Raw genomic sequence first — 12518 nt, forward strand, 5'->3', positions numbered from 1 at the left:
ATGATTAATAACTATTAATAATAAAATAATCTTTCTTTTCGCCCTTCTCTAACTAAACTTTCATACTTCGTACACATCCTAAAGTCTGCAAATTGTTTGAACTGCTCAAATAATCTTATACAGCTAATGAAGAAGGCTTCTTTGTTAATGACTAATGATTTAGATAAAACGTCTAGTAAGTATTTAAATCCATATGAGTAATTACCTTTATTTAAGTAGTATTTAGCCAGTTCATATTTAAAACGGATTGATTGTTCTGGAACCACTTGATGAGTGTACATATCAGCAGATGGTTGCTGTTGGGTGATCGAATCTATCTCCGTTTCGAACTGCTTAAGTATTTCATCCACATCAACTTGAAATCGGTTAGCCGCCATCATAATATTCAACAGCTTTGTAACCATTTCTTTTTCAGAAGCATCTGGCGAAGCAGCAATATATTCAACATAATTGTTTAGTACACTTATATCTCCAGATAATAGCTTATAGGTGTAGATATTACCTTCTGCCCAATCTTGAAACTGTTTAATCCAATGCAGAGTATCCTCGTCAGTCTCTTTGACCCAATCTAAATTAGTGTAGGCGTATGTATATTGTAATGCCTGCTCATAATCGCCTTTGGCCTCATATACACTGGCACACAGTAAATCAGAATAGGTGATGTACACAAACAATGGACGGCTCAGCCTCTTTTCAAGTTCCGCAGGCTTTCGTTTTTTCTGCTGATGCTCTAATGTATATTGAATTTCCGCTCTAACTCTCATTTTTCGAGCGGTCACATCAAGCCTGTCCCATAAGCGCAAAGAACGAAACACATTCGCCAAATCTTTTAGCGCATCAAGTTGGTCTATTTCATCTAGACGTTCCACGAAGGATTCAAATAGCGTTGCTGCCTTGAGATTACGGCTTTGGTCGTCTCCAACTTGAATCGAGAATATACGATATTGGCAGGTGGCCAAGCGTTCAGAATACTGATATTTCTCCACTTCTGCGACATTCTCATAGAGAGGCAGCGCAGCAGCATGTCGTCCCTGTTCAAATAATGCTTCTGCAACATCAAATAGCCTAGTCGCATACAGCGGATTATCCATGATATGTCCAACCATTCGACGGATTGCATCCAGCTTGTCCAGCTCCGCACAACGATACAATAATGGCTCGATTCGCCTAAAATTCGGGGAAAGGTCAATGATGTAATTTTCTATGTATAGATCGTAAAAATAGCCTTCTGGCAAATCCATAGCCACAGTGATTCGGTCTAGCTGCTGTACGGAAACAGGACGATGCTGAGTAATCCAATTACTAAGCGTTCTTTGATGAACCCCTGAATATTCGGCAAATTGACTCAACGTCATATCATTTTGTTTTAGATAATCCTCAAACTCCGCTGAAATCGTAGGTGTATGCTTCAAGTCATAACCACCCTTCACATAAAAATTCCATTATTTTAAAAATCACCCTCTATTCTTCTCCATAATTAACCATCTGTCAATATATTATGCAACTAATGTTTATAACGAAAATTCAGCATAACTCACACATATTGAGACATATTGGACAAGCGACATCCTGAAATCATTGAATGGTCCCAAGTAAAAGGTTTCACAATGTTGACATGACGGATTCATTTCCCCATGTGCATTCTCACCAGTAAATGATATAGAGGTCCCATGCAAAAACTCTGTTGGACCTTTTAATTACATGAAAAATCCCCTGATGTTGATGCAATCAAGGGATACATAGATCATTTCTCTCGCTTTGATAATGCGAAGTTGATTATTTCTCCAATCACAATTCCTGTCAAAATTGCATAGATTCCCATAGCGCTCATCTGATATCCCAAAGCGTAAAATAACCCTATACCTATTGCGTAGCTCAACAAAATCGCTGCATAGCGTTTTAATTTCAATCCACACACTCCATACAGAGTGCGACCAAAAGGTGGAACTGGGTTAGATTCGATGATTTCTATTTCAATCCACGCACTCTATACAGAGTGCGACTACGATTGCTACAAGTGCTCTTAAAAAGGCGCAGCAATTTCAATCCGCGCACTCCATACAGAGTGCGACTTGGCTGGCATATGTACAAAACATATTATTTGGTATTTCAATCCACGCACTCCATACAGAGTGCGACGGATTAAATTTGAGGGCACAGGCTATTTTAAGCTATTTCAATCCACGCACTCCATACAGAGTGCGACAGCGAAAATGTAGTAATTCATACCCTAATGATATCAATTCCACACATTGTCGCAAAAAATGATGCCAAAAAGGCTTGTATCGACTATTGACTTTTTCTCATAGATAGCATCCTTAATGCTTTTCGACAAATTTCGAGGTGCGAAAGACCCGGGGTTTTCATGTGAGCTTCACATTCGCACCTTATAAAATCAGTGAGCTTTCCATATCGGAAGCTTCTTTAGCCCCTATATGCTCTTCTTCTTTTTATAGCTATCACCCAAATTATAGAAATGTAGGCTATCTTATCTTTTATCTATTAATTCTTCTAGTTCATACTTTAAACGTCGAAATTGGGTCAAATCCAAAATACTTTCAAATAGGGATACATAATTCTATCCTGTTTCATTGTACCATGCCTTCATTACGATTTTCCTTGTATCATCGTTTCATCATGACAGCCCATTTTCTTGTTAATCAAAAACAGGACAAAACAGTCGGCATACGCCTCGAAACTCTTTCATCATATTCAGTGACAAGGAGGCTCATCCCGGATGGTCTCTATGCAGAAAACCTACATTAGCATCCAAGCCGACGGCTTTCCAGTGCTGATTTCATATCGTTGGGCAGCAGTGTATTGGCAAAAAATAACAAAGCATTCACATGATCTAACGGCGGGCGCTTATGGCGTCCATGGAAGTAAAAATCATTTTTTTGCTGCAAAATCAGTTCATCCCAAACGGAATTGTACTGAACGGCCTCCCTCCCCTCCAAACAGCGTAAAATCTCCAGCTCCTCCACTTCTCTGTGATGCGATGCGTTCATGATGACAGGACATTGGTCAGATTTAATTCTGCCTGGATGATAATATAATCCAGTTTTCATATAAATACCTCAATACTCCCTGTTTATATCATCATCATACGAGATTGAATGTACATCATACGTCCGCGTCTAGGTCCATTACTTCTACTTAATTAGAGGTTGAAGTTAAGAAATAGAGTTTTGAGAGTTATAAGTCAGCAACGGTCAGAATCTACCTCATGCTTGCTTTTGATTGGTTTCCATTTTAAATATTTAACCATGTTTATTGGAAATATGGTAAATTATATGATCTTGATTTAATGTATCGTTTTGTACATAATAGATTCGTGCTGAAAATACCAAAAAAAGGAGGATAGTGATTTTTTATGTAATTGTAACAACAAAAATTTGAGGGAGATGAATGGATTTTGAAGGTTAAGAGTTTGTGTACGTGTGTGGTTGTAGGCATGCTTTCGTTATCGCTAACTTGTTCAGTGGGTGCAGAATCACTCCAAAATGAACAGTTAATCAATCCATCGATGACCAAATCAGACAATGCTTTTTTGAGCGATATCATCAACTCGTTGGACCCCGAAGACAGAGAAAACGTTACATACATAGATGAAACGGGCAAAGTGCTGGTAAACAAGGAAAGTTTAAGGCAGGAAGTTATCCCCCTGGAACCAGTGAGTCAGGTTACGTATAAGAATTCGAATTCATCCCTCACATCCGTAACTGATACTACGTATAAAAATAATAGGTATAAAGATTCGACGGGGCAGCTATATACTTTACCCGTGTTACAGCCTAAACCAGCGTGTATGGGAAATCATTCATTAACACCAATGGATTTTAGCACTAACTCCGCGAGCTTCCCTGAATGTCGAGACCTGAGAAACGGGCCGTATCGTTCGGTATGGTCACATATAGGGTTTGCATGGGCTAGTACACGAGTTCATTTACCAAGTGCTAGAGAGATACGTGATAATAATAGTGGTTATAATGGAAGCACAGGATTTATCTATATGGGTGGTTGGAGTAACACCAATATGGCGGTTGATGTTGGTTTGCAACATAGTACAAAATATAATGACTGGGCTCCTTTCATGCTCATTGAAGGTGTAAAAGAGCCTTATAGTTTTAAGCCACGCTTTGAGCCTGATCAGGAAGTGCAAATGAAATTTTATGTTCCTTCTGACGGTAACATTGCCTTGACTGTATCAGGCTACGCAGACGGTGAAAAGATAAGTAGAACCTATGTTGAGCCGGCCCCAGGTTGGACGGCTACTGGTAATGGTAACCTTATTAAAAGAACGACAAGTATCGGGCAGATACAAGGCCAACAAGACTATAACGATGGCTCTTATATCCGGAAAGTTCGTTGGGCTACATCCTATATTGGTACAAATTCAGAAGATAATATCCCTTGGCGAAACAGTCAAACCTATGATTATTGTTCTATGCCACGGAGTAAAGTTGTAGTGGATTACGTACATGGAGGAGAAGAAACAGATAATATATTTTTAGATTGAATTCCGTGAGGGGCTGCTAGCCCCTCTCTTTTAAGGAGGATATTTTTATGGGAAAGATGTTGTTCAGAATTATGCTTATAGGTGCATTGTTTCTTTGTTTTTCTCTACCCTATACAGGAAAAATGTCAGCTCAGAGTATAGCTCCAAGCTCTCCATTTTTGAAGATTAACAATTACTATGTCTTGTTCACAGCTCCTAAAGCACCTTATATTGATCAGAATAATCGCTATATGGTGCCTTTGAGATCCATTAATGATTTGTTGGGGGGACAGACTACGTTTAACCCAACTTCTAATACGGCCACAATTAAGTTTGGAACACACAAGGTTGAGTTTAAAATGAACTCCACTGAGATTGTTACCGACTCGAGCACGTCCGTGATGGATACCGTCCCTGTGCTTTATAAAAATGCGATGTTTGTCCCTTTAGGGGTACTTACTAAGCACTTAGACATACACCAGGAATGGGATCAGCAAAATAAACTGTATTCCCTATCAGGGAAAGAATTAATGAAGACACCTATGATGGAGAATGTAGAAGATTTGGATCATTTTAGAGAACATGTTGATAATGAAAATGCATTTCAGTTATTATCGTACAAATTGGCCATGGGAGAAAAAATTCATCTGGCCATTACAGCTAAGAATATGACAGGGAAAAAGATTAGTGAGGGCATTGAAGATTTAAATACCACTTTTATTTTTTCTGACGATAGCACGGCCGGGGAAAATAGAAATCGCAAAAGACCCAGTATAGATAAGGATGAAATTGTAACTCGCAAATATGACATAGATTATGTGAAAACAATAGAGAATAAAAAAATTATCAAACATGAACTGTCGTATATTCTCTTTAAGGGCAGAACGCTAAAGACTCACAAGTAAAAAAGTACTTTTACTTGTATAGTGGAATGGGTAAACAGTAAAGCTGATCCTTTCTAGGATCAGCTTTACTGTTAAATATTAGATTTGTGAATTTCAAATTCCTTACGTTCATAAAAATAACCCAACCTACTTCATTGTCAATTAGGGACAAACTTGATAAATAGTGATTGCTTTCTCCGTTCCAAACGGCGTTTTATTTGACTGATTATTTATGTATTAGAAAGTTTATCAAGAGTACGTCTATATTTTCGACTGCCTTCTTTATTCTGGGGTGTTATCATGACGATCATCATTTTTATTCATATAATCCTCCTCGTGCAAATCTTCGTTTGTAAAATGAAAATGCTGACTGTACTGAACCACGACTTGTTCTAAACCAAACCTTTTAGCAGCCAACAAATTCGCAATCCACGCACTCATGTAGAGTGCGACGGCTGCTTTCCATCATCCTCTTTCAACCATTCATAATTTCAATCCACGCACTCATATAGAGTGCGACATTTCATGTATTACCTCAGGAACACCAATATCAATATTTCAATCCACGCACTCATATAGAGTGCGACGATGGCTATGGATATCACCGAACGGGACGTATACGAATTTCAATCCACGCACTCATATAGAGTGCGACGCACAATGCCTGTTTTTAATCAACATAAGGAGGTGATTTCAATCCACGCACTCATATAGAGTGCGACGCGACATTATGTTCATTGCCTGCGACTGCGATAGTATTTCAATCCACGCACTCATATAGAGTGCGACTTTTCACCAGATCCCAGTTGTTCACAAGAAATTATTTCAATCCACGCACTCATATAGAGTGCGACTTTCCAAAAAAAAGCTCATTGAAAATGGTTATGAAATTTCAATCCACGCACTCATATAGAGTGCGACTGCCATTCTCCAGAGCCTTGAGCTGGTCAGGGTTATTTCAATCCACGCACTCATATAGAGTGCGACGCTGGCTCCAGCAAACGCAGCAGGATAGCGTTAAGATTTCAATCCACGCACTCATATAGAGTGCGACTTCAAACCAAAATTCATACCAAATCAACTTGGCCAATTTCAATCCACGCACTCATATAGAGTGCGACAGCGAAAGCCCATTCTTGATGATCTGTTCTGCCGCTATTTCAATCCACGCACTCATATAGAGTGCGACAGCGAAAATGGGTCAAATGCCCCCTATTTAAGTAACATTCTAGCGTTATTTTGGCAAAAACGCATCTAATATTACCTCATCCTCTTGCGATCGTTTAAAACTTGTTCACATTCGATATAATTCGACAAAATCTGAGGTGCGAATCTCTCGGAGAATTCATGTGAGCTTCACATTCGCACCTGGACAGACTCGCTTTTTGGCTTAGCAACAAATACCTGTCTGGACTTATTTCACCTCTGCCAGTTCTGCCACTGTGAAGGAGGAAGCGCACATTCGAATATATTTAATTCATCGATAGCGCATTTAAAAGCAGGGTTCCACCAGTTAACACCAAAGCTGAACGTTCTGGCTTTGGGTAAATACATCCGGAAATATCCACTACATTGGTCAGAAAAATACCTTTATATTTTCGAAAATCATAAAGGTATTTGTAAAATATTTTATGAAAACGTTCGGCAAAAGTTGAGTTATTAATCCTGTTCATCATACCGGCTGCATTACCTGCATAAACCTTCCCATCCGTTCCAGCGCCTTCTCCAAATCGACGAGCGAGGCTGCATATGAGCAGCGAATAAAGCCCTCTCCGCCTGATCCGAATACATGTCCTGGTACGACCGCCACCTTTGCTTCCTTCAGCATACGAAGTGCAAACTGCTCAGATGACATGCCAGTAGAAGTAATTGAAGGGAAGGCATAGAAAGCCCCCTCAGGCTCATGACAAGCAAGCCCGATTGCATTCAAGCCGGCCACAAATAGCTTGCGACGTTCATTGTAGCTCGCCATCATCTCATCCTTGGCAGCCAAGCCATGGCGCAATGATTCCAGCGCGGCAATCTGTGCAATGGTGGGCGCACACATGGCTGTGTACTGGTGGATTTTCAGCATGCCGGCAATCAGCTCATGCGGACCGCACGCATAGCCTACCCGCCAGCCTGTCATCGCAAATGCTTTGGAAAAACCACTGATGACAATCGTACGCTCCTTCATGCCCGGCAAAGAGGCGATACTGACATGCTTTCTCCCGTAAGTCAGTTCGGCATACACTTCATCCGAAATGACGACCAGATTATGTTTGATAATGAGCTCTGTCATCGGCAGCCAATCCTGCTCCGTCATAACTGTTCCAGTCGGATTACAGGGATAATTGATCATTAAAACCTTTGAATGAGGTGTAATTGCCGCTTGCAGCGCTTGCGGGGTCAGCTTGAATTGCTCCTCTGCCGTAGCCGCCACCTCTACAATTTTACCGCCATGCAGATGGGTAATGGGTTCATAGGCAATATAGCTTGGTGCTGGAATCAGCACCTCGTCACCCGGATCGATCACTGCTCGCAGCGCCAGGTCGACGGCTTCACTGCTCCCCACCGTCACAATCATTTCCTGCTCAGGGTCATAGGAAAGCGCGAAGCTGCTGGAAAAATAAGCCGAGATCTCCTCCCGCAGCTCCATCAAGCCGGCATTCGAAGTATATTTCGTCTGTCCTTCACGCAATGCCTGAATGCAAGCTTCACGTACCTTTTCCGGTGTAACGAAATCAGGCTCTCCGACCCCAAGGGCGATTGTACCTCCGCCTGCTGCATTCAGATCAAAAAAAGCGCGAATTCCCGATGGCCGAATATCCCGTACACGCGAGGATACAAACCGCCCTGTCCCCTTTTCACTAAACATATTACGCCATCCCCCATTCCTGTTTCCGCTCATGGAGCGAGCTGGCAATAATATGGTCCAGTAGCTGTGTAAAGGTTATACCCGCAGCTGCCGCACTCTTCGGAAGCAGGCTGTTGGCGGTCATTCCCGGTAATGTGTTCACTTCCAGCACGTAAGGTCTATCCTGACACAAAATCATATCGACCCTTGCATAGACCTTGCATTGCAGCAGCCGGTAGCTGGCCAGTGCCGCCTCGCGCACACGCTGTTCAATAACGGTGGGAAGCTCGATCACCTTCTCCTCAGCACCGCCGACCTCGTATTTTGCTTTGTAGTCGAACCACTTCGAACGAGCGGAGCTAATGCTAATAATCGGTAATACCTCGCCATCTACGATGGAGCAGGTAATCTCCTTCCCTTTATGATAGGGCTCAATCAAGATCGCTTGATCCAAGCTGCAAGCCTCCTGAACAGCTGGTAGCAGCTCCTTCTCATTTTGTACAAGCTGGATGCCAATGCTGGATCCCCCTGTATTCGGCTTCACAATAACCGGGTAGCCCAAACGCTCCACCACCTGCGGATCATAATCGTCCATCCCCTGCCAGTAAAGGCCTGAAGGCGTATGCACACCCGCTGCCTTCAACAGCATCTTGGACAATTGCTTATTCATGCATAAGCTGCTTGCCAGGACACCGCTGCCTGTGTAGGGAATGCCCAGCGTCTCCAGTGCTCCCTGCACCGTGCCGTCCTCGCCATACTGACCATGCAGTGCCAACAGCGCGATATCAATTCCTGCCTGCTGGACCTGCGCGATTAAATCCGCTCGCCGCTCGATCACCATTGGAACCACTTCATAACGGCTGCGATCCAAATGATTGATCATCTCTTGACCTGTCTGCAGTGAAATCTCACGCTCAGAGGAAATACCGCCCATAATAACGCCAATTTTCATCATGACACCTCATTTTTTTTCAAAATCTTTATGTGGCTACGGATGTTCATCCGATCGCTAGTGCTTCTTCAGAACAATATTCCGTCTCTATAGCTCTTTTCTTAATCCTTATGCCTTAAGAAAGTTACGCGTCTGTTTACCGATTATTTGAATACCCCGTTCGATATTTTCATCTGTTACTCGTGAAAACCCAAGCCGCAATGTATTCGTCCCTTCACCTTCTTGAATAAAAAACTTGTCTCCCGGTGTGAAAATGACGCCCTGTTCTGTGCAAGCTTCTAGCAGCTGGCGTGTATTTACGCCTGTCGGGAAGGTAAGGAACAAATGCAAGCCCCCGTCACCAGACACCTGCGCCTCAGGAAGATGTGCTTCACAGCATGCCTTTGTCAGCTCATATTTGCGCTTATACTCTGTACGTGCTTTTTTTACATGTTTATCGAAATTTCCGTTAAGCATATATTGGTATAAAATCGATTGATCGATTGTTGAGGTATGAATGGTGCGCGCACGCTTAATGCTTTCCAGAGTGTCAATCAGTGCTCGGTCTCCAAGCACCCAGCCTACTCGCAAGCCAGGGAACAGCACCTTGGAGAAGCTGCCAATATAGATTACTCCGTTCCCTTGCCCTGCTGTCGCTATTAAGGGCGCAATGTGCGCTCCCGAGTAACGCAGCTCCTCATTGAATCCATCCTCGATCACCGGAATCTGATGGCGCGCCATTAATTTCATAACAGCGCTGCGCTTTGCCGGCGACATGACGATGCCTGTCGGATTATGATAGGAAGGAGTCAAATAGGCCAAATCGAAGCTATTGTTCTGCAGTACCTCCTCTAGCCGCTCTACATCAATACCGTCACACTCCATCGGAATGCCAGTAATCTCAAATCCTTGCAACTTCAAATTTTTGATCGCTGTGTGATGGGTCGGATTTTCACAAATTGCCGCTCCACGGCGTGCAGAAGGGCGTAAAGCCGACAGCACAATGTCAAAGCCTTCTGTAAACCCGCCTGTAATCAGCATATCCTTGCCAATTAAATCAACGCCTTTGTTCTCCATATAATGCATCAGATAATCAATCAGCGGCTTGTAGCCCTTGGCATAGCCGTAGTTGAGCAGCACCTGCCCTTCGATTGCCATCCGATCCATAAAAGCTCGCCTTACATCCCCCAGATCAAACAGCTGCTCATCCGGAGCGATGCTTGTGAACGAGATAGTTCCCTTTTGGGCACGAATGCCCTGCTTCATCATATCCAGATCAACAGCCGATACAGCATACTCGTTCATTCTTGCCTTCCAATCGATCTCCCAGGTGGCAGAACCGTCAGATCCTCCGTTATCTACGGCCGACTGGCCCACCATGGCGGCCACATAACTACCCTTTCCGGGAATCGCATACGTAAACCCGTCATCCTCCAAGCCTTCATAGGCTGCAATGACTGTATTGCGGCTCACCTTAAGCAGAACGCTCATTTCTCGTGTGGAAGGTAGCTTCTGATCCGCCTGAAGCGCCCCTTTTATAATTAAACGATTGACGTATTCTTTTACTTGTATCGAGACCGGCCGGTCACTTACGAGCTTGAAATCCTGGAACATCCTTCATCCCCTCCCCCTATAATGATGGCATACAAGACGAGTAAAAAAAAAGAACCACCGCACTGGATTTTTCATCCTTCGGTGGTTCTTCCGCATTTTATCCCCTGTACGCCCTCATATTCTTGCCTCATTCCCCCGCATCATTGCCTCTCATCGCGCCCATTGCGAGCATTGTACATATCACAAAGATCGTTTCACTTCGATTTTATTTTCTTCCTTCTGCGGCTGAAGCCCTGAGAACTATGCAAAGCATACCAGTCAAACAAAACCATATGCCGTAACGACTGACCGTGAATCCTGCCGCATCGTCAATTGTCACATGGAGTGCGCCTATTTCTTTCTTGAGGACGTCCTCCATTCATCATATTTCAATCCACTCACTCTATACAGAGTGCGACGTCGACGGGGAGATACCACGCGTGTTCATGTTCGAATTTCAATCCACGCACTCATATAGAGTGCGACTATAATAACCGGCCTGAACACTTTGCTTAACGCCTGATTTCAATCCACGCACTCCATACAGAGTGCGACCCATTTGCCTATTGATTCTACGTGGGTTTTGGACATTTCAATCCACGCACTCCACACAGAGTGCGACGGAAATTCCTTCCTGTCTGTCGAATTCTTGTGTCATTTCAATCCACGCACTCCATACAGAGTGCGACCCCTACTCGTCCCGTTTAGATTTCGCCATCCATACTTAATTTCAATCCACGCACTCATATAGAGTGCGACTCAATCACCAAGCGCTTAATACCATAGGCAACCATTTCAATCCACGCACTCATATAGAGTGCGACGCTAAGTATTTAACTCATATGCTGTTTTATCTGCGATTTCAATCCACGCACTCATATAGAGTGCGACAACATATCGCCTACGCCCGCCAGTCCAGCCGGACAATATTTCAATCCACGCACTCATATAGAGTGCGACCGTTAAAACAAATTCGGCTGGATTTTTGTAACCAGGATTTCAATCCACGCACTCATATAGAGTGCGACTACAATGCTTTTAATGTCGTAAATACAAGTAAATTATTTCAATCCACGCACTCATATAGAGTGCGACCTCAATCCAATATTGCTAATAATTCCGGCTTCAAGCAATTTCAATCCACGCACTCATATAGAGTGCGACGCAAGAGGATATGAATCTGTGCATGAAAGTGGATATTTCAATCCACGCACTCATATAGAGTGCGACGTAATCCAACGTATTTTGATTAAGGAGACAAATATTTCAATCCACGCACTCATATAGAGTGCGACAGCGAAAATGCAGTAATTCATACCCTAATGATATCAATTCCACACATTATCGCAAAAACTGATGTCAAAAAGGCTTGTATCAACTATTGACTTTTTCTCATAGACAGCATTCTAATGCTTTTCGACAAATTTCGAGGTGCGAAGGACCCGGGGTTTTTATGTGAGCTTCACATTCGCACCTTATAAAATTAGTGGGCTTTCCATATCGTAAGCTTCCTTTGCCCCTATATGCTCTACTTTCTTCTTGTAGTTATCTCCTAAGTTGTAGAAGCGCAAGCTGTCTTCTTTTGGGTCTATTAATTCTTCGAGTTCATACTTTAAGCTGCGGAACTGGGTCGAGTCCAAAATACATTCAAACACAGAATTTTGCACCCTTTGTCCGTGATCTACGCACTTTTTCGCAACCTTTGCCAGTCTTTTTCTACCTTCTCTGTCTACTGTACTTACATCATACGTGATCAAAATGAGCAAGTGTTCACAC

7 protein-coding genes, 1 pseudogene and 3 CRISPR repeat arrays are annotated in these 12518 nt (G+C 42.9%); of the genes and pseudogenes, 2 read left to right on the forward strand and 6 right to left on the reverse strand.

Annotation, left to right across the window (positions count from 1 at the left end; all coding sequences use genetic code 11):
- Window positions 1-14 precede the first annotated feature (14 nt).
- Both NSS66_RS00855 and cas1 read right to left on the reverse strand, forming a co-directional pair.
- Entirely contained in the window at window positions 15-1412 is a 1398-nt protein-coding gene (locus tag NSS66_RS00855) for a helix-turn-helix domain-containing protein (RefSeq protein WP_075154088.1), read from the reverse strand.
- Between the two features lie 489 nt (window positions 1413-1901).
- Window positions 1902-2206: a CRISPR direct-repeat array (repeat unit 34 nt; unit sequence TATTTCAATCCACGCACTCCATACAGAGTGCGAC).
- A gap of 341 nt (window positions 2207-2547) precedes the next feature.
- Window positions 2548-2990: pseudogene (cas1, locus tag NSS66_RS26780) on the reverse strand (CRISPR-associated endonuclease Cas1); the annotation flags it as partial.
- A gap of 425 nt (window positions 2991-3415) precedes the next feature.
- Here cas1 and NSS66_RS00865 point away from each other — a divergent pair.
- Both NSS66_RS00865 and NSS66_RS00870 read left to right on the forward strand, forming a co-directional pair.
- On the forward strand, window positions 3416-4519 hold the full coding sequence (locus NSS66_RS00865) for a YrpD family protein (RefSeq protein WP_068940711.1): 1104 nt from the start codon (window positions 3416-3418) through the stop codon (window positions 4517-4519).
- 47 nt (window positions 4520-4566) lie between these two features.
- Entirely contained in the window at window positions 4567-5403 is an 837-nt protein-coding gene (locus tag NSS66_RS00870; protein ID WP_279830781.1) for a copper amine oxidase N-terminal domain-containing protein, read from the forward strand.
- A gap of 400 nt (window positions 5404-5803) precedes the next feature.
- Window positions 5804-6571: direct repeats of the CRISPR family, unit length 32 nt; unit sequence ATTTCAATCCACGCACTCATATAGAGTGCGAC.
- 483 nt (window positions 6572-7054) lie between these two features.
- Here the strand turns inward: NSS66_RS00870 and NSS66_RS00875 are convergent.
- The 4 genes from NSS66_RS00875 to cas2 all read right to left on the reverse strand — a co-directional run bounded on the left by NSS66_RS00875 (window position 7055) and on the right by cas2 (window position 12508).
- Window positions 7055-8239: an aminotransferase class I/II-fold pyridoxal phosphate-dependent enzyme gene (locus NSS66_RS00875; protein WP_068940708.1), complete on the reverse strand. Its 1185-nt coding sequence runs from the start codon at window positions 8237-8239 to the stop codon at window positions 7055-7057.
- A gap of 1 nt (window position 8240) precedes the next feature.
- Window positions 8241-9170 (reverse strand): D-alanine--D-alanine ligase, encoded by a 930-nt coding sequence (locus tag NSS66_RS00880; RefSeq protein WP_340958589.1) that lies wholly within the window; start codon window positions 9168-9170, stop codon window positions 8241-8243.
- Between the two features lie 108 nt (window positions 9171-9278).
- On the reverse strand, window positions 9279-10763 hold the full coding sequence (locus NSS66_RS00885) for an aminotransferase-like domain-containing protein (protein ID WP_340958260.1): 1485 nt from the start codon (window positions 10761-10763) through the stop codon (window positions 9279-9281).
- Between the two features lie 706 nt (window positions 10764-11469).
- Window positions 11470-12037: direct repeats of the CRISPR family, unit length 32 nt; unit sequence ATTTCAATCCACGCACTCATATAGAGTGCGAC.
- Between the two features lie 180 nt (window positions 12038-12217).
- Window positions 12218-12508, reverse strand: coding sequence for a CRISPR-associated endonuclease Cas2 (cas2, locus tag NSS66_RS00890; RefSeq protein WP_023988276.1), 291 nt, complete (start codon window positions 12506-12508; stop codon window positions 12218-12220).
- Window positions 12509-12518: the final 10 nt, after the last annotated feature.

Origin of the sequence: Paenibacillus sp. FSL R10-2748 (genome assembly GCF_038005565.1) — a bacterium.
GTDB lineage: Bacteria > Bacillota > Bacilli > Paenibacillales > Paenibacillaceae > Paenibacillus > Paenibacillus polymyxa_B.